Origin of the sequence: Dongia soli (assembly GCF_034044715.1) — a bacterium.
In the GTDB taxonomy this organism is placed as follows: domain Bacteria; phylum Pseudomonadota; class Alphaproteobacteria; order Dongiales; family Dongiaceae; genus Dongia_B; species Dongia_B soli.
Genome location: NZ_JAXCLW010000001.1, coordinates 857,485 through 878,929 on the forward strand (window position 1 = coordinate 857,485; position 21,445 = coordinate 878,929).

Annotated in this window: 19 protein-coding genes and 1 riboswitch; of the genes, 13 read left to right on the top strand and 6 right to left on the bottom strand. The window is 62.2% G+C overall.

The genetic code is table 11. The features are described 5' to 3' along the window. Together SMD27_RS03815 and SMD27_RS03820 are read right to left on the bottom strand one after the other, a co-directional pair. On the bottom strand, positions 1–417 hold the full coding sequence (locus SMD27_RS03815; protein ID WP_320506996.1) for a (2Fe-2S) ferredoxin domain-containing protein: 417 nt from the start codon (positions 415–417) through the stop codon (positions 1–3). Positions 418–472: 55 nt separating this feature from the next. Next, the gene (locus SMD27_RS03820; protein ID WP_320506997.1) at positions 473–718 is read right to left on the bottom strand and encodes a DUF6489 family protein; all 246 of its coding nucleotides are present in this window, start codon (positions 716–718) and stop codon (positions 473–475) included. A gap of 296 nt (positions 719–1,014) precedes the next feature. Here SMD27_RS03820 and SMD27_RS03825 point away from each other — a divergent pair, with 296 nt between their 5' ends. Together SMD27_RS03825 and SMD27_RS03830 are read left to right on the top strand one after the other, a co-directional pair. Further along, positions 1,015–3,123, top strand: coding sequence for a thioredoxin domain-containing protein (locus SMD27_RS03825; RefSeq protein ID WP_320506998.1), 2,109 nt, complete (start codon positions 1,015–1,017; stop codon positions 3,121–3,123). Positions 3,124–3,140: 17 nt separating this feature from the next. After that, positions 3,141–3,665, top strand: coding sequence for a methylated-DNA--[protein]-cysteine S-methyltransferase (locus tag SMD27_RS03830; protein WP_320506999.1), 525 nt, complete (start codon positions 3,141–3,143; stop codon positions 3,663–3,665). A gap of 22 nt (positions 3,666–3,687) precedes the next feature. On the opposite strand, the gene SMD27_RS03835 is transcribed toward SMD27_RS03830, so the two are convergent. Continuing rightward, complete coding sequence (locus SMD27_RS03835; RefSeq protein WP_320507000.1) at positions 3,688–7,398, bottom strand: PAS domain-containing protein; 3,711 nt, start codon at positions 7,396–7,398, stop codon at positions 3,688–3,690. A gap of 360 nt (positions 7,399–7,758) precedes the next feature. After that, positions 7,759–7,971: riboswitch (FMN riboswitch) on the top strand. A 97-nt stretch (positions 7,972–8,068) separates the two neighbouring features. On the opposite strand from SMD27_RS03835, the gene ribB reads away from it, so the two are divergent. From ribB to SMD27_RS03850, 3 genes are all read left to right on the top strand, one after another. Then, positions 8,069–8,725, top strand: coding sequence for a 3,4-dihydroxy-2-butanone-4-phosphate synthase (gene ribB / locus SMD27_RS03840; RefSeq protein WP_320507001.1), 657 nt, complete (start codon positions 8,069–8,071; stop codon positions 8,723–8,725). A 140-nt stretch (positions 8,726–8,865) separates the two neighbouring features. Then, positions 8,866–9,843: a quinone oxidoreductase family protein gene (locus SMD27_RS03845; RefSeq protein ID WP_320507002.1), complete on the top strand. Its 978-nt coding sequence runs from the start codon at positions 8,866–8,868 to the stop codon at positions 9,841–9,843. 13 nt (positions 9,844–9,856) lie between these two features. After that, a complete protein-coding gene (locus SMD27_RS03850; protein WP_320507003.1) occupies positions 9,857–10,420 on the top strand; it encodes a putative glycolipid-binding domain-containing protein in 564 nt (187 codons plus the stop codon). 11 nt (positions 10,421–10,431) lie between these two features. Here SMD27_RS03850 and SMD27_RS03855 read toward each other — a convergent pair whose 3' ends face one another. Beyond that, positions 10,432–11,499: an aldo/keto reductase gene (locus tag SMD27_RS03855; RefSeq protein ID WP_320507004.1), complete on the bottom strand. Its 1,068-nt coding sequence runs from the start codon at positions 11,497–11,499 to the stop codon at positions 10,432–10,434. A 157-nt stretch (positions 11,500–11,656) separates the two neighbouring features. Here SMD27_RS03855 and SMD27_RS03860 point away from each other — a divergent pair, with 157 nt between their 5' ends. The 5 genes from SMD27_RS03860 to cyoD all read left to right on the top strand — a co-directional run bounded on the left by SMD27_RS03860 (position 11,657) and on the right by cyoD (position 16,170). Next, positions 11,657–11,839, top strand: coding sequence for a DUF2231 domain-containing protein (locus SMD27_RS03860; RefSeq protein ID WP_320507005.1), 183 nt, complete (start codon positions 11,657–11,659; stop codon positions 11,837–11,839). 254 nt (positions 11,840–12,093) lie between these two features. After that, positions 12,094–13,035, top strand: coding sequence for a ubiquinol oxidase subunit II (gene cyoA, locus SMD27_RS03865; RefSeq protein WP_320507006.1), 942 nt, complete (start codon positions 12,094–12,096; stop codon positions 13,033–13,035). Between the two features lie 2 nt (positions 13,036–13,037). Further along, positions 13,038–15,050 carry a cbb3-type cytochrome c oxidase subunit I gene (locus tag SMD27_RS03870; protein ID WP_320507007.1) on the top strand — a complete coding sequence of 671 codons (2,013 nt, stop codon included), beginning with the start codon at positions 13,038–13,040 and terminating at the stop codon, positions 15,048–15,050. Next, on the top strand, positions 15,047–15,742 hold the full coding sequence (locus SMD27_RS03875; RefSeq protein ID WP_320507008.1) for a cytochrome c oxidase subunit 3: 696 nt from the start codon (positions 15,047–15,049) through the stop codon (positions 15,740–15,742). The genes SMD27_RS03870 and SMD27_RS03875 overlap by 4 nt, the downstream gene beginning before the upstream one ends. Next, entirely contained in the window at positions 15,739–16,170 is a 432-nt protein-coding gene (gene cyoD, locus SMD27_RS03880; RefSeq protein ID WP_320507009.1) for a cytochrome o ubiquinol oxidase subunit IV, read from the top strand. The genes SMD27_RS03875 and cyoD overlap by 4 nt, the downstream gene beginning before the upstream one ends. Positions 16,171–16,188: 18 nt before the next feature. Here cyoD and SMD27_RS03885 read toward each other — a convergent pair whose 3' ends face one another. Further along, complete coding sequence (locus tag SMD27_RS03885) at positions 16,189–16,968, bottom strand: DUF899 domain-containing protein (RefSeq protein ID WP_320507010.1); 780 nt, start codon at positions 16,966–16,968, stop codon at positions 16,189–16,191. Between the two features lie 120 nt (positions 16,969–17,088). On the opposite strand from SMD27_RS03885, the gene SMD27_RS03890 reads away from it, so the two are divergent. The 3 genes from SMD27_RS03890 to SMD27_RS03900 all read left to right on the top strand — a co-directional run bounded on the left by SMD27_RS03890 (position 17,089) and on the right by SMD27_RS03900 (position 19,337). Continuing rightward, the gene (locus tag SMD27_RS03890; protein ID WP_320507011.1) at positions 17,089–18,324 is read left to right on the top strand and encodes a helix-turn-helix domain-containing protein; all 1,236 of its coding nucleotides are present in this window, start codon (positions 17,089–17,091) and stop codon (positions 18,322–18,324) included. Between the two features lie 76 nt (positions 18,325–18,400). Beyond that, positions 18,401–19,039 (top strand): Vgb family protein, encoded by a 639-nt coding sequence (locus SMD27_RS03895; protein WP_320507012.1) that lies wholly within the window; start codon positions 18,401–18,403, stop codon positions 19,037–19,039. 91 nt (positions 19,040–19,130) lie between these two features. After that, positions 19,131–19,337 (top strand): KTSC domain-containing protein, encoded by a 207-nt coding sequence (locus tag SMD27_RS03900; protein ID WP_320507013.1) that lies wholly within the window; start codon positions 19,131–19,133, stop codon positions 19,335–19,337. Positions 19,338–19,392: 55 nt separating this feature from the next. Here the strand turns inward: SMD27_RS03900 and SMD27_RS03905 are convergent, their stop codons facing one another. After that, the gene (locus SMD27_RS03905) at positions 19,393–21,345 is read right to left on the bottom strand and encodes a PhoX family protein (RefSeq protein ID WP_320507014.1); all 1,953 of its coding nucleotides are present in this window, start codon (positions 21,343–21,345) and stop codon (positions 19,393–19,395) included. Positions 21,346–21,445: the final 100 nt, after the last annotated feature.

Consider the following 21,445-nt stretch of genomic DNA (forward strand, 5'->3'; position numbering starts at 1 on the left):
TCATTCGGCCGTGGCCGCCGCCCGCTGCGCCGGCTGGCGATCTTCGGGCATTTTATCGCCGGGCTGCAGCATCAGATGTTCGACCCTTCCGCCAGCAACCAGATGATGCTGGAGGACGGCCTCGACATCCTCGACCGTCGCCACGCTGTACCAGATGCCTTCCGGGTAGATCACCATGGTGGGACCCAGCTCGCAGCGATCCAAACAACCCGACTGGTTGATCCGGATACCGTCAAGGCCAAGCTCCTTGGCCCGGGCCTTCATGTAATTCCGCAGCTTCTCCGCACCCTTGCTCTTGCAACAGCCGCGCTTATGTCCCGCCGGGCGTTCATTGACGCAGCAGAAGACATGAGCTTCGTAATAGGGCGCCGGATCGCCCGGGAGATCGCGGTGGCGATTGCGGTTCTGATCACGCATCTTGTTCATCCAACCATTTGCTGCCCGCCGGCCAGCTCCGTCCGCGGCATTCTGTTCACTTCTTATCGCCCTGCCTGCCGCTGAATTGCTGCCAGAACATTTTCTGCATCTGCTCCAATCCAGCCACGCCTGCCGGCATCCAGGTCTTCAAAAGGGTCTCGGCATCGGTGCCTCGCATCGCCCCAAGCATCCGATCCTGAATTTCCTGCATCACAGCCCGCTGCATTGGGCCGACATCCGGCAAGCCGAAAAAGGCCCTCGCCTCTTCCGGCGAGCAGTCGATATCGATTTTGACCTTCATCCCTCACCTCACAGTCTGTGCCAAGCGGGCTTTCAGCATAGGACCCTGTCAGATGTGCTAGGCCCTAATGATTTACCACCTTACAGGCGTGGTTCCGGCCGCGGCAAGGACCGGATAGCCGATGTCCGCCAATCCCGGCATGATGACTGGGGTAATTCCAGCGCGGCGCATGCATCGATCCACCTCGCCCCTTGTTTACTCTACGAGCGCATTGCGAAGGGCGGCCATAAAGCCTTCAATAGCCGACCCGTCAATGAATCGAAGTTGCGGCATCCGCTGCAGAAGAGGCCGAAACGATGACAGGTCATCAAACGAGCAACCAGCCGGGCGGTCAAAAGAGCGACACCGACCAGCCAGGCAACCAGCGAGCCACCAATCGGCTCGCTTTGGAGGTCAGTCCTTATCTGCTGCAGCATCAACACAATCCCGTCGATTGGTGGCCATGGGGCGAGGCCGCTCTAGCCGAAGCGCGGCGGCAGGACAAACCCATCCTGCTTTCAGTTGGCTACGCTGCCTGCCATTGGTGCCATGTGATGGCGCATGAGAGCTTCGAAGATCCCGGCATCGCCCAGCTGATGAACGAGCTCTTCATCAACATCAAGGTTGATCGCGAGGAGCGGCCGGATCTCGATGCCATTTATCAGCAGGCCCTGGCGCTGCTTGGCCAGCAAGGCGGCTGGCCGCTCACGATGTTCCTGCTGCCCGACGGGCGGCCCTTCTGGGGTGGCACCTATTTCCCCCCGACCAGCCGCTGGGGCCGCCCGGGCTTCGCCGACATCCTGCGCTTCATCGCCGAAACCTATGCCAGCGAACAGGATTCCGTCGGCAAGAATGTCGAAGCCCTCGACGAAGCGATGCAGAAACTGGCGCGGCCGCAAACCGGCGATGCGGTGACGCCGGATATCCTCGATCGCATCACCCAGCGCCTGGTGCAGGAAGTCGACATGGTGGATGGCGGCATCAAAGGGGCGCCGAAATTTCCCCAGGTGCCGATCTTCCGCGGCTTCTGGCAGGCTTGGCAGCGCAATGCCGATAGCGCGCTGAAAGACGCTGTCACCGTAACGCTCGACGCTATGTGCCAGGGCGGCATCTATGATCATCTTGGCGGCGGCTTCGCCCGTTATTCGACCGACGGCAAATGGCTGGTGCCGCATTTCGAGAAGATGCTCTACGACAATGCCGAATTGATCGGCCTCCTCACCCTCGTCTGGCAGGAAACCCGCAGCCCGCTCTATGCCGCCCGCGTCGCCGAGACGGTGGGCTGGCTGGAACGCGAAATGCTGGCGCAAGCGGATGATGCCGGCGACCGCGCTTTCGCGGCATCGCTGGACGCCGATAGCGAAGGGGTCGAGGGCAAATTCTATGTCTGGCAGGAAACGGAAGTGGACGCCCTGCTGGGAGATGAAGCGGCATTGTTCAAACGTCACTACGATGTCAGCAGCGGCGGCAACTGGGAAGAAACCAACGTCCTCAATCGCCGTGCCGCCCGCATCGACAGCAATGAAGGCGATGAACAGATTCTGGCGGTGTTGCGCGGCAAGCTGCTCGCTGCGCGCAACGAACGGGTCCGTCCCGGTTGGGATGACAAGGTGCTGGTCGATTGGAACGGCCTGATGATCGCCGCTCTGGCCCGCGCCGCCACCGCCTTCAACCGGCCGCCCTGGCTGGAATATGCGCGAAGCGCCTTCCGCTTCATCGAGCGCCAGATGATGAAGGATGGCCGCCTCTACCATGCCTGGCGCAACGGTAAACTGGGCTCGGTCGCCATGCTGGATGATCACGCTCATCTCGCGCGCGCCGCCTTGCTGCTGCAGGAAGCGACGGGCGACAAGGCCTATCGCGATCAGGCGGAACACCTTGTGGCCCTGCTCGACCGGCATTTCTGGGATGAATCCGGCGGCGGCTACTTCACCACCGCGGATGATGTGGCCGATGTCATCATCCGGCAGAAAAGTGCGGCCGATCAGGCAACGCCGAACGGCAATGGCGTCATGCTGGAAGTGCTGACCCGGCTTTACCACCTGACCGGCAACGCCGATTACGCGCGCCGTGCCATGCAGTTGATCACCGCCTTTTCCGGTGAGATCAACCGCAACTTCTTCCCGCTTGCCACCTATCTGAATGCGATCGACTATCATCTAAACTGTGTGCAGATCGTGCTGGTCGGCGCCCGCGACGATGCCGGCACCGATGCATTCCTCAGCGTGCTGCGGGACTACTCACTGCCCAATGCCCTGCTGCAGCGCGTGACGCCGGTCGAAGCTCTGCCGCCGCACCATCCGGCACAGGGAAAAGAGATGGTCGGTGGACGTCCGACAATCTATCTCTGCCGCGGTCAGACCTGCAGCCTGCCGATCACCGAGCCGGCGGCCCTCGCCCTTGCCCTCAACGAGCAGGCGATCTGACAGGAGGTTGGAGACGCATGAATCACCTGACGACAGAAACGAGCCCGGACCTGCCGGCCGATACGTTCTCCGGAGAAGCGATCGGCCATGCGTCGATCGAAACGCCGATCGGCTGGATCGATGTGGGCGCCACCGAGAGCGCGATCGTGCAACTGCACTGGCATCACCGGCAACCGAAGCAGCGCGATACTTCGCCGCTGCTCGATGAAGCCTGTCGGCAATTGCGCGCTTATATCGACGGCAAGCTGCATGATTTCGATCTGCCGCTGGATGCGGTGGGCAGCGATTTTGCCAAATCGGTGTGGCAGCAGATGCTGGCGATCCCCTATGGCCGCAGCCGCACCTATGGCGATGTCGCCAATACGCTGCAGGCACCGGCGCAGCTGGTCGGCCAGGCCTGCGGGCAGAATCCGATTGCCGTCATCATTCCTTGCCACCGTATCCTCGGCGCCAACTCAATCGGCGGCTATAGCAGCGAACTTGGCCTGCGGGCGAAAACCTTCCTGCTCGATCTTGAGCGCGGGCAAGGCCGACTGTTTTAGGAAGATGGGCGCCCCTGCGCTTTCACGCCGCGACCGGCGAGAGGCCGAGATAGCCTGAGACCACGTTCAGCAAGGCCGTGAGGTCGACCGGCTTGGTGAGATAGTCGGTCATGCCGGCCGCCAGATAGCGATCGCGGTCCCCCTCCATGGCATGAGCGGTCAGGGCGATGATCGGCACCTCGGACAAAGCAGTCTCGGCGCGGATGCGCTGGGTGGCATCGACGCCACCCATTTTCGGCATTTGGATATCCATCAGGATCAGATCGTAAGCACCGACGATCGCCCGCTCGACCGCGGCTTCGCCATCATCCACGCAATCGACTTCCGCGCCGAGCGTCCGCAGCACATCGATGAACAAGCGCTGGTTCATCGGATTATCCTCCGCCAGCAGGATGCGCCGGTTCGACTGCGCCCTGTTCATCGGGGCTGCGAAATCATCCCGCGCGCCGCCAGCCGAAAGATCGCGAGGCAACGTCGCGCCGGTCTCATAAGGATCACCGGGACTGTCGCTGTCCCGCGCCTCGCCGGGTAAGCGGATCCGCATCGTGGTGCCATGTCCGGGTGCGCTGTCGATTTCCAAACGGCCGCCATGGGCCTCTGCCATGACCTTGACCAATGGCAGGCCTAGCCCCGTGCCCTGATGCTGACGGGCGATTTCGCCATCCACCTGGCCGAAGGGATCCAAGGCCTTTTCGATATCGGCCTGGGTCATGCCGATACCGGTATCGGTAACCGCGATCGCCACGCTCGATATGCCGTCGAGCGTGACACCATCGACGACGAATCTCAGGGTGACGCTGCCGCCGGCGGGCGTGAACTTCAGCGCATTGGACAGGAGGTTGATGATCATCTGCTTGATCGCCCGCTCATCGCCGAAAACCTGGCGGCAATCGGGCATCACCTCGACATGCAGGCGGACATTGCGGTCCTTGGCGAGGCCTTCCATCAACCGTGTCGAGCCAGCCGCCAGGGCATCGACCGAGACCGGATGACAATCAAGCACCATGCGGCCGGCTTCGATCTTCGACAGATCGAGCACGTCATTGATCAGCGAAAGAAGATGGCTGCCGCTTTCGTGGATGAGGCCGGCATATTCCGCATATTTCGCGACGCCGATCGGACCGAACATCTCATCGCCGATGAGCTTCGCGAAACCCAGAATGGCATTCAACGGGGTGCGCAATTCGTGGCTCATATGCGCCAGGAAACGCGTCTTGGCTTTGCTGGCCTCGACCGCCGACAGGCGGGCTTCCTCCAGCTTCTCGGCCAAATCGACCAGCGCCGCCGCCTGCTTCGCCAATTGGTTATGCGCCGCTTCGAGCTCCGCCTCGCGCATCTTTTGCGGCGTCAAATCGGTACGGATGCTGACTACGCTGCCGTCATCCATGCAACGCTGGCTGATCAGCACCCAGCGACCGCCGGCCAATTCCCGTTCGACCCGCATTTCCGCGCGGGTCTCCAGCAGCGCCAGTGATTCGGCGACGTAATCCTCGTTGCGGTCGAGCGCTTCGAGGAACTGGCCGTTGACCGCCCCGAAGCGCAGGAAATCCTCATATGAACACCCGGACGCCAGGAGATGACCGGCAATCGGATACATCTCGCGGCATTGGCGATTGCTCAGGATGACGCGGCGATCCGGCCCGATCAGCAGGAAACCCTCCTGCATCGATTCCACCGCATCGAGCAAACGCTGCTGCGCCTGTTTCAGATCGCTGATATCAGTCCAGACGCTGACGGTGCCGTTCCCGGCGGTACGCCTTTCGCTAACCCGGACCCAGCTGTCATCTTCCAGCCGCATTTCGAAACTGCCGCCCTTGCGGTGGCGTTCCATGCGGTCGGCCACATAGGTCTCGATGTCCGCGCTACGCCCTAGTCGAGCATAAGATGAGCGCACCATCTCGGTGAAAGCCCTGCCGCGCAGATCTCCCATGGCACGCATGAAGGGGAAGAATTCCAGATAGCGTTCGTTATGCATGATGAGGCGATCATCGGCATCGAACCAGGCGAAAGCCTCGGGCAGGCTCTCGATCGCATCGCGCATACGCTGCTCGGCCAGCACTTTTTCGGTCACGTCGGAATAGGCACCGACGACCCGCAGGCAGCCGTCGGCCGAATTCTGCCGGCGGATCACCCGGCTTTCGATATAGACGATGCTGCCGTTGCGATGCCGGTAGCGGGCCAGGCTGCGCAGCACACCGACCGGTTCGCGGAAATAAGCGGCCGCGCGATCCAGCACCATCTGGCGATCCTCGGGATGAATCAGCTTTTCCCAGGTCTCGTAGGTGTTCTCCAGCTCATCGTCACGATAGCCGAAGATCTCCTTCCACCGCGGCGAATACCAGACCTCGCCGGTATCGACATTCCAGTCGAAGATGCCATCGCCACTGCTCGCCACCACCAGGCCGAAAAGCTCGCGTCCCGCCGCCAATTCGCGTTCCAGGCGCTTCTGGTCGGTGATGTCATGGCCGACGCATTGCACCTCGCTGAGCGCGCCGGCGGCATCGAACAAGGCGCGGTTGACCCAGCGCAGCCAGCGCGTGCTGCCATCGGGCAAGGTCTTTTCATATTCCTGGATAAGGATCGGCTTTGCCCGCGACAGGGTAGCAACCTCGGCTTCCAGCAACCGCCATTCGACCGGCGTCAGCAGATCACTGATACGGATGCCGAGCAGATCCGCGGGGGCAAGGTTGTAGTAATCCGCATATTGGCGATTGACGAAGGTGACGGTGAAATCCGGCCGGAAGCGGACGATTGCTTCCTGCTGATCCTCCACCACCGCCCGGTAAAGCGCATCAGTCTTGCGAGCCTGCTCCAAGGCCTCGCGCTCGGCCGTTACATCGCTGAGCGTGCCGTCGATGCGGTACGGCCGGCCTTTCGCATCATAAAGCACGGCACCCTTGCAGCGCACCCAGCGCAGGCTGTCATCGGCACGGCGCAAGCGATAGACGACATCGCAGCGTCCGCTGACGAAAGCCTGTTCCAGCGCGGCGTTGCGCAGCGCCAGATCCTCGGGCGGTGTGATGGCATCGAAGAGATCGGCATCGGCGATCAGGCGATCGGCCGGATAGCCGGTCAAGGCCTCGATCGCCGGCGAGACATAAACTGGCAGGAAACCGGGCAGCCGCGCCGACCACACGATCTCGCCAAGATTGCCGATGATATCGCTGACCCGCCGGATGTCGTTGTCGCTCGACGACGCCGCATCGCCAGGTTGTCTGCGCTCCTCCTCGCGTCGCGCCTGCCCGGCGGTGAGCAGGGTCGCAGCGGTGAGCAGCAGCGGCTGCAGGAGGCCCGACATGCCCCGATCGTAGCCGCCGGGGCGTCCGGCGAGACCTGCGATGCCGATCAATCTCGGCCGCTCGACGGGACCACCGACAATCGGCAAAGCGAGAAGGCCCTCGGCAGCGCTGCCCAAGTCCGGGGCGCCGTTGACAAGGACGGCATCGAAACAGCGGCGCCACATGCCGTTGCATTCCTCGCTGGCCGGCACGGCCGGCTGCACGGCGACCGGATAGAGGTGGTCGCCGGTGGCAGCAGGCCGGAGCTCGGCAATCACGCCCTGATCGCTGGCCGTGAGGTGCAGCATGGTCTGGAGCAGGTTGGCGAAGATCCGCGCCGGCTCGGTGCCGGCAAGAAATTCCGTTTGAGCGGCGGCGACGGCGCACAACAAAGCCCGAGGATCGATGACTTGCGATATATCGGTCGGGGAATTGCTTGAGCGATCAGCCGTCAAAGCCGCGAACTTCCCTTAAAGAGTCTCACCCGGCCGCCGCCGGCCGTGAATGCAAATCGTCGATTGCTGCGCCACCCGTCTCGGGCCAGCCCGCTGCGCAGATGTGAGAGATACCAGCTTAAGTGGCAAAAATGAATAAGATGCGAGTATTTCCGATGACACATGCTGCCGAAAGATGACGGCATGTATATCAAGATATTTGTTTCGAAAAAATTTCCCTCACGGGAAAGAATTTGGTCCTTTCAAGGCCTTGCAGGATTCCCTCCCATGCTGGCAAGCCGCGCCGAGCCTTGCGCACAGCGTCTAGGTCGATCGGCCGATTGACGCGAGGCCCCGCAATCTGTCAGTTTAGTATCGTCAATACGTCTTCAGGGCAGGGTGAAACTCCCTACCGGCGGTAGGACAGGGTGGCGACCGGAAGCGGTCAACATGCTGTCGAGCCCGCGAGCGCCGGCCTCCTCGGGAAAGGTATCCCACGGGAAGCCGGGTCAGCAGATCAGGTGCAAGGCCAGTCGCAAAGCTTGGTCTTAAATCCTGGGCCGACGGTCATAGTCCGGATGGAAGAAGACGCTGGCCAGGATTAACCGGCTATCCCTTTCGGGGGCGCCGGGGCTATTTTTGGCAGTCGCCCTGAAACGTTTGTCGCAACCAGTCTGCGAGGAGCGTTTCGATGAATACTCAATCTCCCATCATTGTCAGCCGTCTGAGCCAGCGGGTGGAAGCCGCGCTGGAAGCCATGCGCAGCGGCATTCCCGCCGTGTTGTTCGATGATCATGACCGCGAGAACGAGGCCGATCTCGTCGCCGCGGCGGAAACCCTGACCCATGACGTCATGGCCCGCATGATCCGCGATTGCAGCGGCATCGTCTGCCTCTGCCTCGACGACAGCTATATCCAGCGCCTGGCCCTGCCGCCCATGGTCGAACGCAACAACAGCCGCTTCGGCACCGCCTTCACGGTATCGATCGAGGCGGCACGCGGCGTCACCACCGGCGTCTCCGCAGCCGACCGCCTGACCACGGTACGTGCCGCCATCGCCGACAAAGCCGGGCCGGCCGATCTTGCGCGTCCCGGCCATATCTTTCCGTTGCGCGCCCAGCCGGGCGGCGTTCTCACCCGTCCCGGCCATACGGAAGGCACGGTCGATCTCGCCCGCCTCGCCGGTCTGAAACCGGCCGGGGTGCTGTGCGAGCTGATGCGGCGCGACGGCAGCATGATGCGCGGCAAGGCGGCGCGGGATTACGGCCGGCGCAACGGCTTTCCCTGCCTCACCATCGCCGAGCTGATCGAGTATCGGCGCGGCGGCGAACTTCGCGACGTCGCCTGACAGACCGGCAACGCACACCGGCACGCACACAACATCGCGATCCTGTCCGGCCGTCAGCCGACTTGCTGGACAGGATCGCCGCGACTTGCTTTGATCGCTCATCACGCAGCGAAGGCTGTCATCAGCGAAGGAAGTCGATCATGCGCGTCAAAGCCATCCGCATCCATCAGAACGGCGGCCCCGACCAGATGCATCTGGAAGAGGTCGAGCTCGGCGCACCGGGCGAAGGCGAAGTGACCCTGCGCAACAAGGCCTGCGGCGTCAATTTCATCGACACCTATCACCGCACCGGCCTCTATCCGGTTTCCCTGCCAAGCGGCCTCGGCCTGGAAGCAAGCGCCGTTGTCGAGGCGGTCGGTCCCGGCGTCACCGATCTCAAGGCCGGCGACCGCGTCGCCTATTCCTCGGCCCCGGTCGGCGCCTATGCCGAGGCGCGCAACTATCCGGCGGCACGGCTGATCAAGATCCCCGATGCGATCGACGACAAGACCGCCGCGGCGATGATGCTGCAAGGCATGACGGCGGAATATCTGATCCGCCGCACCTACCCGGTGCAGAAGGGCGACATCGTGCTGCTGCATGCGGCGGCTGGCGGCGTCGGCCAGATCGCGACGCAGTGGCTGCATCATCTCGGCGCCATCATCATCGGCACGGCGGGCTCGGCGGAAAAGCTGAAGATCGCCAGCGATCTCGGCTGCCAGCATGTAATCAATTACCGCGATCCTGACTGGGTCGCCCAGGTCAAGGCGGCAAGCGGCGGCCAGGGCGTCCATGTGGTCTATGACGGCGTCGGCAAGGACACCTTCATGCCCTCGCTCGACTGCCTGCGCCCGCGCGGCTATATGGTGACCTATGGCAATGCCTCCGGCCCGGTCGCGCCGATCGAGCCTTTGATCCTGTCGCAGAAGGGCTCCCTCTTCCTTACCCGCCCGACCTTGATGGCCTATACCTCGAGCCGCGCCGATCTCGAACTCTCGGCCAATGCGGTGATCGATGTGATCAGCCGTGGCGCAGTGAAGATCAATGTCAACCACACCTACGCGCTGAAGGACGCGGCCCAGGCGCATCGCGACCTCGAAGGGCGCAAGACCACCGGCTCGCTGGTCCTCATTCCCTGATGGGGTAGGAGCCGTGACGGCACGCGCCATCTGCTGGGCGCCGATCTGGCACGAGGATCGGCAGGCGCAAGGCATGGAGCATCTGGTGCTGCGCGAGGGTGCTGCCGACAGCGTGCTCCTGGCCTATGACGAGGATGGATGGCCATTCCGGCTCAGCTACAAGCTGCGCTGGGATAACGAATGGGGCCTGCACGATGCCGAACTCACTGTTGTCGACGAGACCGGCGCGCGGCAACTGACGCTTCGCAGCGACGGCAGGGGTCATTGGCGCGATGGCAATGATCAGGTCCTGCCGAAGCTCGACGGCTGCTTCGACATCGACATCTGGCCGACACCTTTCACCAACACCTTTCCGATCCGCCGTGCAGATCTGGCGATCGGCGAACGGCGCGCCTTCACCATGGCCTATGTGATCGCCCCGGCGCTGACGGTGCAGCCAGCGACACAAGCCTATACCCGCCTCGACGAGCGACGCTATCTCTTCGAAAGCATCGACAGCGATTTCCGCGCCGAGCTGCCGGTCGATGAAGACGGCATCGTGCTCGACTATCACGGACTGTTCCGGCGCCTAGCCTAAAGAGATAATGGCTAGACCCCGACCGTCTGCCGATGGCCCTCGAGATAGATGCGCTCCGACGGCGTCGGTCGGTCATAGCCCCACATGGCCCGATGCCAGAAAGGATAAAGCGGGCGGGGACGCCCGGCCGCTTCGATCTTCGCCATCTGCTCCGGCGTCAGCGTCAAATCGTAGGACGCGAGATTGTCGGCGAGCTGATCCTCGTTGCGGGCGCCGAGCACAATAGTGCCAATACCGGGCCGTGAGCGGGTCCAGGCCAGGGTTACTTGCGCGACCGAGCGGCCAACCTCCTTGGCGACGCTTTCAACCGCCTTCAGCACCCGGCCGAAGCGTTCCGGCTCCGGCAGGAAGGGCTCCGGCCAATTGGGGTCTCCCTGCCGCGTGCCCTTCGGCGCCGAACCATCGCCTTTCGCCTTGCCGCCGAACAGCCCCTGGCCGAGCGGGCTCCAGATCATCGCGCCGATGCCGAATTCCGCCCCGGCGGGGATGAGCTCGTATTCCGCCTCGCGCGCCTCGGGCGTGTAATAGATCTGATGCGCGATCGGCGCCACATAGCCCGGCGCCTGAGCGATCAGCGCCGTCTTGGCGAGCTGCCAGCCGCTGTAATTCGAAATGCCCCAATAGCGGATCTTGCCGGATTTCACGAAGCCCGACATCGTCTCCACCGTCTCTTCGATCGGCGTCACGCCATCCCATTGATGGACGAAATAGAGATCGAGCCAATCGGTCTTCAGCCGCGTCAATGAACCGTCAAGCTGGGCTGTAAGATGCAGCCGGGAGGCGCCGCCGCCATTGGGGCCGGGCTCCATTTCCGACCGCCCCTTGCTGAAGATCAGCACCTTGTCGCGGCGGCCGGCAAGCGCCTGGCCCAACACCGTCTCGGCATCCCCCTTGGAATAAAGATTGGCGGTATCGAAGGCATTGACGCCGGCATCGACAGCCATGTCGACCAGCCGCTTGCCCTGCGCGACGTCGACATTGCCCAGGGCCTCAAAACCATTGGTGCCGGCGAAGGTCAAGGTGCCAAGGATATAGCGCGAGACCTTCATGCCGGATTTACCGAGCGGGATGTAATCCATTTCGCTTCTCCATTTCCTTCAATCTCGGTCAGTGAACAAGCCGAACCCGCTTTCGTTCATGAAGCCAGGCCCGGTACGCCCGGCCAAAGACGCGGAACATTCAAACACCACCCGGGTTCCTCGGTGGAGCTAAGACAATTGCTCTCATGCAGGCGCAGTGATCCGCTGGCAAACCGGGATGGCCGAAGGCATCCTGCCCTGGGGCTTGGTCCTTTCCGCGATTGTGGTGGTCATTCTGCTCTTTACCGGCTGTAAGGGCGGTTCGCTCGTCTATCACCACAGGATCGGCATGCATCCCGAGGCGCCCGCTGAAGGCCATGTAGACGTCAAGTCGCGATAGATAAGCAGCGAGCAGAGGGGAGTGGGCCCGGCTGTGCCGGGCAGCTTAATTGTTGCCGCCACCGGGTTAGTTACTTATCGTGCTAAATTGACGCGGCGGTAAAATGGCCTCGCTCGAGTTTGTCGGCCAGCGGGCCGAAAGCATTATGTGTAAAACAACATCCGTAAAATGAATCACCGCGATCGGGTCACCGATCGCGGGGAGAACTACCTTCGGTTTGAGACGTTTGCTCGCGACAAAGAGGGACTCTCTCCATGGGTGGATTGCAAGTCTCGCCAGGCGCGTTGGCCTGCCTGTGCCGCAGCTTGACGCGCGGCTCCTTCCTTGGCCTCCTCGGCCTTGCCCTCTCTTCCTGCTCGGGTGGCGTGCTGGACCCAGCCGGCCCTGTCGGCGAAGGCGATGCCATCATCCTGATCAACGCCACAGCAATCATGCTGGCCATCGTCATCCCGACGATCCTCTTGGCGTTCTGGATGGCTTGGCGCTACCGGGCGTCTAATCCCAAGGCGGAGTACTTGCCCTATTGGTCCTATTCAGGCCGGATCGAAGCGGTCGTCTGGTCAATCCCGATCCTGACAATCATGTTCATCGGCGGCGTGATCTGGATCGGTTCCTACAAGCTCGACCCGTTCAGGCCTTTGCCCTCCAAAACCCCGCCCCTCGAGGTGCAGGTCGTCTCGCTCGACTGGAAATGGCTGTTCATCTATCCCGAACAGGGGATCGCAACGGTCAATCAGCTGGTGATGCCGGCCGGGAGGCCAGTGCGTTTCTCGATCACCTCGGCCAGCGTCTTCAACGTCTTTTTCGTGCCGCGCCTGGGCTCGATGATCTATGCCATGCCGGCCATGATCTCGCAGTTGCACCTGCAGGCCGACAATCCGGGCGAGCTTTGGGGCACCTCGGCGCAATTCTCCGGCGACGGCTTCTCCGACATGCAATTCCAGGTGAAGAGCCTGTCAGCGGCCGATTTCGAAGCCTGGGCGGACGGCCTCAGGGCTAGCGGTCCCGTCCTTGATAAAAACGCCTATGAGAGCCTGCTTCACCAGACCCAGCGCGTGCCGCCCTCGACCTATCGGGCGGTCGATCCTGGGCTCTTCCAAGCCGTGGCCACCCAGAAAATCCCGCCGGGACCGGGACCACACCCCGAAGTTTCTCCGCATGCCGGCCGCGAAGTCTCGACCGGCGGAAAGGACTGACGATGTTCGGGAAGCTCGACCTTTCGGCAATCCCCCTGTCCCAGCCGATCCCACTGATAACCTCCGCCATCGTGATCCTCATCGCCCTTGGCGTGCTGGTGCTGATCACCGTGAAGGGATGGTGGCCGTATCTCTGGCGTGAATGGATCACCAGCGTCGATCACAAGCGGATCGGCGTGATGTACTGCCTGCTCGGCGTCCTGATGCTGATCCGCGGCTTTGCCGACGCGATCATGATGCGCACGCAGCAGGCGGTGGCGATCAACGCGCCGGGCTATCTGCCACCGGAACACTACAACCAGATATTCACCGCCCATGGCACGATCATGATCCTGTTCGGCGCCATGCCCCTGGTGCTGGGATTCATGAACTTCCTCGTGCCGCTGCAGCTTGGCGTCCGCGACGTCGCCTTCCCCACCTTCAATTCGGTCGGCTTCTGGCTTACCGCCAGCGGCGCGCTGCTCGTCAACCTGTCGCTCTTCATCGGCGAGTTTGCCAGGACCGGGTGGCTGCCCTATCCGCCGCTCAGCGAAACGGCCTACACGCCGGGCGTCGGCGTCGACTACTATCTCTGGGCCGTGCAGATATCCGGGATCGGCACCTTGATCACGGGAATCAATATCGTCACCACGGTGCTGAAGATGCGATGTCGCGGCATGGATTATCTCCGCATGCCGGTCTTCTGCTGGACGGCGCTGGCCTCGTCCCTGCTGATCGTCGCCACCTTCCCCGTCCTGACCGCGACGCTTGCCATGTTGAGCCTCGACCGATATCTGGGCTTCCACTATTTCACGAACACGGCGGGCGGCAATCCGATGATGTTCGTGAATCTGGTCTGGGCCTGGGGACATCCGGAAGTCTATATCCTGATTCTGCCGGCCTTCGGCATCTTCTCGGAGATATTCCCAACCTTCTCCGGCAAGCCACTCTTCGGCTACCGCTCCATGGTCGCGGCCACCCTCTTCATCTGCATCGTCTCTCTGTTGGTGTGGCTCCACCACTTCTTCACCATGGGTGCCGGTGCTGCGGTCAACACGTTCTTCGGCATTTCATCCAGCATCATCGCGGTCGGAACCGGGGTGAAGATCTATAACTGGATCTTCACCATGTATGGCGGCCGCGTGCGTTTCGAAGTTCCCATGCTTTGGTCCATGGGCTTCATCTTTACGTTCATCATCGGCGGCTTGACCGGCGTGCTGCTCGCCGTGCCGCCGGCCGACTTCATCACGCATAACTCGATGTTCCTGGTGGCGCATTTTCACAATGTCATCATCGGCGGCGTGGTATTCGGGATTTTCGCCGGCCTGGAATTCTGGTTTCCGAAGGTCTTCGGATTCCGTCTCCATGAAGGCTGGGGCAAAACCGCCTTTTGGCTGGCCTTCATCGGTTTCTGGGTGACCTTCGCGCCCCTTTATATCCTGGGCCTGCTCGGCATGACGCGGCGCCTGCAACATATCAATTTCGAGGTGTGGGCGCCCTGGCTATACGTCTCCATGGCGGGTGTCGGCATCCTGATCCTTGGCGTCATCTCGCAGGTCGTGCAGCTCGTGGTCAGCATCCGCAACCGCGATAAGCTGCGTGACGTGACGGGCGATCCGTGGGACGGCCGTTCGCTCGAATGGGCCACGCCGTCACCCCCGCCTTTCTTCAATTTCGCCGTGATGCCGAATGTCACAGGAGAGGAAGCGTATTGGGGAATCAAGCTGCGCGCGGTGGAAACGCAGCAATTGTCTCCGGAACCGAAATACGAGCCGATCGAAATGCCGATCAACAGCCCGGTCGGCATCTATACGGCGTTTTTTACCTCGATCTTTGGCTTTGCCATGATCTGGTACATCTGGTGGCTCGCGATCGTCGCGCTGGTCGCGGCCTTTGCGGGCTTCGTGGTGTTTGCCTGGCGTGACGTCCACGAATTCGAAGTGCCGGTTGAGGAGGTCGCACGGGTAGACCGCGCGCGCCGCGCGGCGCGCGCCGCTTTGCTCGAGCGGCTTTCCGGCACGCGGGGGGCGTCATGACCAATATCGAACTGCCCGCCAGTCTCGAGGCCATCCGCCGCATTCGTGAAGATCCCCATCGGCTCGGCCATCGCGCCCATGGTCCTGAAGAACCCGTCGAAGGTGCCGGCCACGGGGCGACCGGCCCGGCCAGCAAGCGGATCCTTGTGGGCTACGGCTTCTGGATCTTCCTGCTCAGCGACATCGTCATGTTCTCCTGCTTCTTCGCCGCCTTCGCCGTACAGCGCGACGCCACTGCCGGCGGCCCGACGATCGGCGAAATCGTCGATATCCCGCGGGTCGCTTTCGAGACCGCGGCACTGCTCCTGTCCAGCTACACCTGCATGCTGTCATTCGCCGCGGTGAATGCCCGAAACCGCCTGTGGACCGAAATCTTCCTTTTCATAACCGGCCTTTTGGGCCTGGTCTTCGTCCTGCTCGAACTGCAGGAATTCATCGACCTGGCTGCCCGCGGGATCACCCCGCAACGCAGCGGAATGCTCACTTCCTTCTTCGGGCTGGTCGGCTTGCATGGCCTGCACGTCACGCTTGGCGGGATGTGGCTCGCCACGATGATGGCGCAGGTCTTCGTCAAGGGGTTTCGCCGCGAGATCGTTCACCGGCTGATCTGCTTCAATCTCTTCTGGCACGCTTTGGACATCGTCTGGATCGGCATCTTCACAATCGTCTATCTGATGGGGGTCGTCGCATGAGCAACACCGACTATGACCCGCAGCTTCACAGCCGTGCCCTGAACCCTCCGCAGGACTTCAACCATCGTGCGGATCACGCGCCTGGCGACGAGCCGCCGGAGGATATCGGCCATTGGGTGCGCAACGCCAATCTCGGTCTCGGCTTCTCGGTCGTGCTCACCGTCGCGGCCTTCTTCCTGGTCGGCACGGATATCATTTACGCGCCGGCCATTCCGGTGGCGCTGGTCGTGCTCGCGATCGCACAGATGGGCGTGCATCTGGTGTTCTTCCTGCACGTCACCACAGGCCCGGATAACACCAATAACGTGCTCGCGCTCGCCTTCGGCGTCCTGGTGGTCTTTCTGATTGTCGTCGGATCGATCTGGATCATGGGCCATCTGAGCCATAACATGATGCCGATGGATCAGATGATGCAGATGCAGCCATAGGCTTGTGACGGCGACCGCTCAACTCTTCGCATATTCATCGTGCCGTTTCCACCAGACGCCGCCGCTTTCGTTGCGGCCCTTCGGGGCGCGGTCGAGCCAGGGATACATGCCCCAGAGTGCGTCGAGGCCGCGGGCATAGGCCGAATAGGTGTGATAGACCGCGCCCTCCTGCAAGGCGAAGGCGCTAAGGCCCGGGCGGTCGCGCTGATAGGTGGCAGTATCAGTGCCGCTCATGTCGGCGAATTTGTCTTCGGCACGCTGCCCGCCGCCTTGCTTGCCGGCCCGCCATTCGAAAGCCGATTCGCGGCGGTAGTTGTAATAGATATCGCCTTCACGCTGCTGTTCTTCCGAGAACCAGACATTGAAATCCGCGTTGAAATCGCTGCCGGCCGACGAGACCCAGGGAAAGTGCCAGCCCATGCGCTGCCGGTAGGCCTGTAGTTTCGCAAGCGGCGCGCGCGATACCGCGACCAACCGGACATCATGGTTTTCCAGATGCAGGAAGATGCCGTTGAAGCCATCGGCAATGGCCGAGCAGGACGGGCAACCCGCCTTGTAATCCGGGCCGAACATGAAGTGATAGACCAGGAGCTGCGAGCGGCCGTCGAAGAGATCCTTCAGCGAAGCACTGCCCTGATCGGTCTCGAAGTGATAGTCCTTGTCGATCCGCACCCAGGGCAGGGCCTGGCGCTGCCGGGCCAGTTCGTCGTTGCGTTGCGTCAGCTCTTTTTCCGCCGTGAGCAAATCGAGCCGCGCCCTCATCCATGCCTCGCGTGTCCCGGTGGGATGCTTGGTCATCTTTTCCTCCTCGCTCCTGCCGATACAGGCCGTTGGTTGACAGCCGGAAGATAGATTAGGATCGGGTTATCGAGGGGTGGGAGTGACAAATCTGGCGGGATTTGATCTGGCGGAAGATCGATGGATTCGCTGATCACGGCAGCGGCGCAACGGCTCGCAGCCGGTGATCCGCTGGGCGCTCTGAACCGGGTCGCCTTGCGCGAAGATGCGCCGGCCCTCGCGCTGCGCGGCATCGCCATGGCGCAGCTCGGCGATTTTAGCAGGGCAAAAACTCTGCTCCGGCGGGCCAAGCGGGCTTTTGGGCCGAAAGAGGCCTTGGCCAGGGCAAGATGCGTCATCGCCGAGGCTGAGATCGCGCTGGCCGCCCGCGAGCTGAACTGGCCGGCCCAGGCATTGGAATCAGCTTGCCTCACGCTGGAAAAACATCACGACCGGTTCAATGCCGCCCATGCGCGCTATATCGAGGCCCGGCGTCTGCTGCTGCTCGGCCGGCTCGATGCCGCCGAGGCGATGCTCGGCTCTCGCACTGCATCATCGCTGCCGCCGGCTTTGGCGGCTGCGCATGATCTGATGATCGCGGGAATCGCCATGCGCCGCCTGCGGACGGCAGATGCCCGCGCAGCCCTGTCCCGGGCCGCTCACGCCGCACGGCGTGCCGCCATTCCGGGGCTGTTGGGCGAAGTCGAGGCGGCGACCCGCCTGCTCGAAACGCCGGCGGCGCGGCTGATCGCGCATGGCACGAAACACCCACTGCTGCTCGCCGATATCGAGCAGTTGCAAGCTTCGCCAATGCTCATCATCGATGCCTGCCGCTATGTCGTGCGCCGAGGCGAGACGATGGTGTCGCTGGTCAGCCGGCCGGTGCTCTTCGCCCTTCTCCGCATGCTTGCTGAAGCTTGGCCCGGCGATGTCTCGCGTGACGAGCTGGTACAGCAGGGCTTCGGTGCGAAAGAAGCCGATGACTCGCATCGTGCAAGATTGCGGGTCGAGATCGGGCGGCTGCGTGTCCTCCTGAAGCCTTTGGCCGAGCTGCGCGCGACGGCGGCAGGCTTCAGGCTGACGCCACGTCCAATCGGCGTAGGTAAGGCAATCGACGTCGCGGTGCTGGCGCGGCCGGTCGAGGAGAAATATGCGCCGGTGCTCGCCTTTCTGGCGGATGGCGAGGCCTGGTCGAGCTCGGCTCTTGCCCTGGCGCTGGGTGCTAGCCAGCGCAGCATCCAGCGGGCACTCGAGACCCTGGCGGCCGCAGGCAAGGTGCAAAGCTTCGGCCAGGGACGGGCGCGGCGCTGGGCCATGCCCCCGCTGCCGGGATTCGCGACAAGCTTGTTACTCACCACCACCCTGCCGGGCGAATAGGCTGCGACCATGATCGAGGCGGCCATGATCCTGATCGCCGCTCGATCGCAACCCGTCTTAGCCAATCGAGGAAACGATGAAACGATCAGCAGCCAATGTCCTTCGCGAATACGGCCCCTTCCCCGGCATCGAGGCTGTGCATGGCCTCACCTATGACGGCCAGCAAGTCTGGTTCGCCTCCGGCGACAAATTGAACGCCTTTGACCCGGAAAGCGGCAAGGTGCGACGGGAACTCAATGTCCCGGCCCATGCGGGCACGGCCTTTGACGGGCGGCATCTGTTCCAGATCGCCGAAAGCCGCATCCAGAAGATCGACCCGCAAACCGGGCAAGTGCTCTCAACCATTCCTGCGCCAGGCAATGGCGGGGATTCCGGCCTCGCCTGGGCCGAGGGGAGCCTTTGGGTCGGACAGTATCGCGAGCGCAAGATCCATCAGGTCGATCCAGAAACCGGTAAAGTTTTGCGCACCATCGAATCCAACCGCTTCGTCACCGGCGTCACCTGGACCGATGGCGAGCTGTGGCACGCCACCTGGGAAAACGACCAGAGCGAGTTGCGGCACATCGATCCCAAAAGCGGCGATGTGCTGGAAAGCCTGGAGATGCCGGCCGATATGGGCATTTCGGGACTGGAAGCCGGTGGCGACCGGTTCTTCTGCGGGGGCGGGAAAAGCGGCAAGGTGCGTGCGGTTCAACGGCCGAAACGAGGCACCTGAACTTTCGACGATCCATCGCGGGCATGTGAACAGCCAGGCGGCTGGACGTCGGTGCAACGGGTACCATCTTTACTGCATGGGATGGATACAGATGCAAAGCTTCGATTCGGAGAGCATCGAGGCCGGCGGCTACGAAGCCCGCACTCGTACGTTACGGCTTCGTTTTGCGGGTGGTCACACCTACGATTACCGGAACGTGCCCATCACCGTATACAACGATTTACTGAGCGCGCCGTCAAAAGGCCGCTTCGTGAATTGGCACGTAAAGCCGCACTACCGTTATCGGCGCGTGCGCTGAATTAGAAAGACAAACGGCCGCTGATGCAGCCGTTTGCTTAGGTCGTTCAAGAAGGTCAGACAGTGGCAGGCATTCCGGTGAGATAACCGACCGCGCCGCCCAGCTTGCCATGGCTGTCGGCATAGTTCGCCTTGATCATCGGCGAGAGCTTTTCATAGACCTTCGCATGCAGGCCGCCGGTGACAGTGCCATTGGCGTCCTTCTCCAATTCCCAATCGCCGGCATGCTGGAAATTGGTCATCACATAGGTGAAGCCGTTGATCTCATCGACGGCATGCAGGCCGGTCGATTCCGCGCCCGCCGGGGTCGACAGCAAGCGCGACAATTGCTTGGTGTCGACATTGTAGGCCCAGAGGTAGTTGTTGACGTGGAGACCGCTATCTTCGCCGATGAAGAGGGTGCGCAGCTTCTCGGAGAATTTCAGATTGTCCGGATTGGCGATCTTGTCCGGATTGGCGAGATTGCCGAGCGCATCGGCGCTCTTCAGATCCTCGCCGATCAATTCCGCCGCCATGGTGACGGGAACCCATTCGCTGTGGATCGCCGCACCTGCATCATCCTTCTGGTGGCCGGTCATCTTCAGCGCATAGATCGCGCCGGCAGACGGACCCTTCACGGAAATGCCACCGGACCCATTGGTCATTTCCTTTTTGATATAGCTCATCGCGGAATAGGCAGTCTTGTCCTTCACATTGACCGTCGTGCCTTCCATCTTGGTGAAGCCGAGGCTGCCGCCCTTCAAGGCTGCATAGCGGTGGGTTTCCAGGAACGCGACGGCCTTTTCCTGACCGGGCACAATCTTGACCCAGTTCGGCTTGCCGCTATAGGGGATCTTCGTATAGCCGGGATCCTTGGGGTCTTCCCACTTCACGTCGATGATATCGGCGGAAGACTTCACCTGGCTGGCAATGGCTTCGATCTCGTCACTGGTGGCGTGGCCGAGCTTGATCCAGCTCAAAGCAGCGCTGCCGCCCTTCTCCGCCGTCTTCTGATGCCACTTCGCGACATAGAGCGTGCCGGCGCTGAGATCGCGCTTTTTGTCGGCAACGAACATGAAGAGGCCGCCATTGGTAGCATCGTCGCCCATCAGCACGGTGCGCTCATCGGGCATTACCTGCACCAGTTCGTGGGAGATGCGGCCAAGGCAGAAGTGCTTCTTGATGGTGCCGGTGCCGTCGGCATGAACCGTCACTTCCGGCAGATGGCCATAGAGATAGGGATTGGCTTTTTCCGGATCGCCGAACAGGTTCCGGCTGAAACCGCGGAATTCCTCATCCGAGGCGATCTTCGTCGCATCCGGCTCGTATTCCTCGCTGGAAAGATGGGTGTTCCAGGGCGAGAGGCTGGCGCCGCAGGTGATCCACAGGCCGTGGGCCGGCGCGGTATCCACATTGAAGTACTTCACCAGCTTCAGCGCACCGGTCTTCTTGCCCTGATCAAGCGTCAGCACGGCAATCGGCGAAGGCAACTTGCCATACATGTCGCCCCCGGCCGAATCCGCCGTCGTATATTCGAACTGCACCACTGCAAAGACCGCGTTGCCGGCGACGCCATCCACCTTGGCGCCCTTGATCTTCAGAAGGCTGGTACCATCCGGGCAGTCGGAAAAGAATTGCGGCTTCTGCGCTTCGCTTGAGGATGGGTCGAGGATCGGCTTGCCGCCAATGTCGTAATAGCCGCCGGCGATCACGGTGCCGCCCTTGCCGTCCGGCACCTCGGCGCCGGTGACGAAGAAAGGCTTATAGCCCAGTTTGAAATCCTGCCTGGTGCCATCGGCATAGGTCACCGCCATGCTGGAGCCGACCGTCGTCGTCGCCATCGCCGCCGCATCCTCGAGGCCGGGCGCTGCCATCGAGACGAACTTGGCGGCTTTCACCGCCGCCGTGGCCTGCGCCGTTTCCGGCAGGAAAACCGCGCCGGCGGCGAAGGAGCCGGCGAGCGGCAGCAAGGGTGCCCCGGCGAGCAGTTTGAGCGTCTGGCGGCGCGATGTATCGATGGCTTGCGTCATGCTGAAAATCCCGATCAGTGGATGGCTAGAAGTCAACCGCCGGAATCTGACAGACAGGTGTCGATGGAGAGACCGCGCCCAGAAAAAGCGCCTGCCGATT

Bases quoted from the DNA above. Each gene is read 5' to 3' on its own strand.
- cyoA (WP_320507006.1), top strand. From the start codon at position 12,094: ATGGGTGGATTGCAAGTCTCGCCAGGCGCGTTGGCCTGCCTGTGCCGC.
- SMD27_RS03905 (WP_320507014.1), bottom strand. From the start codon at position 21,345: ATGACGCAAGCCATCGATACATCGCGCCGCCAGACGCTCAAACTGCTC.
- SMD27_RS03825 (WP_320506998.1), top strand. From the start codon at position 1,015: ATGACAGGTCATCAAACGAGCAACCAGCCGGGCGGTCAAAAGAGCGAC.
- SMD27_RS03900 (WP_320507013.1), top strand. From the start codon at position 19,131: ATGCAAAGCTTCGATTCGGAGAGCATCGAGGCCGGCGGCTACGAAGCC.
- cyoD (WP_320507009.1), top strand. From the start codon at position 15,739: ATGAGCAACACCGACTATGACCCGCAGCTTCACAGCCGTGCCCTGAAC.
- SMD27_RS03870 (WP_320507007.1), top strand. From the start codon at position 13,038: ATGTTCGGGAAGCTCGACCTTTCGGCAATCCCCCTGTCCCAGCCGATC.
- SMD27_RS03830 (WP_320506999.1), top strand. From the start codon at position 3,141: ATGAATCACCTGACGACAGAAACGAGCCCGGACCTGCCGGCCGATACG.
- SMD27_RS03890 (WP_320507011.1), top strand. From the start codon at position 17,089: ATGGATTCGCTGATCACGGCAGCGGCGCAACGGCTCGCAGCCGGTGAT.
- SMD27_RS03855 (WP_320507004.1), bottom strand. From the start codon at position 11,499: ATGGATTACATCCCGCTCGGTAAATCCGGCATGAAGGTCTCGCGCTAT.
- SMD27_RS03845 (WP_320507002.1), top strand. From the start codon at position 8,866: ATGCGCGTCAAAGCCATCCGCATCCATCAGAACGGCGGCCCCGACCAG.
- SMD27_RS03885 (WP_320507010.1), bottom strand. From the start codon at position 16,968: ATGACCAAGCATCCCACCGGGACACGCGAGGCATGGATGAGGGCGCGG.
- SMD27_RS03895 (WP_320507012.1), top strand. From the start codon at position 18,401: ATGAAACGATCAGCAGCCAATGTCCTTCGCGAATACGGCCCCTTCCCC.
- SMD27_RS03820 (WP_320506997.1), bottom strand. From the start codon at position 718: ATGAAGGTCAAAATCGATATCGACTGCTCGCCGGAAGAGGCGAGGGCC.
- SMD27_RS03875 (WP_320507008.1), top strand. From the start codon at position 15,047: ATGACCAATATCGAACTGCCCGCCAGTCTCGAGGCCATCCGCCGCATT.
- SMD27_RS03815 (WP_320506996.1), bottom strand. From the start codon at position 417: ATGCGTGATCAGAACCGCAATCGCCACCGCGATCTCCCGGGCGATCCG.
- ribB (WP_320507001.1), top strand. From the start codon at position 8,069: ATGAATACTCAATCTCCCATCATTGTCAGCCGTCTGAGCCAGCGGGTG.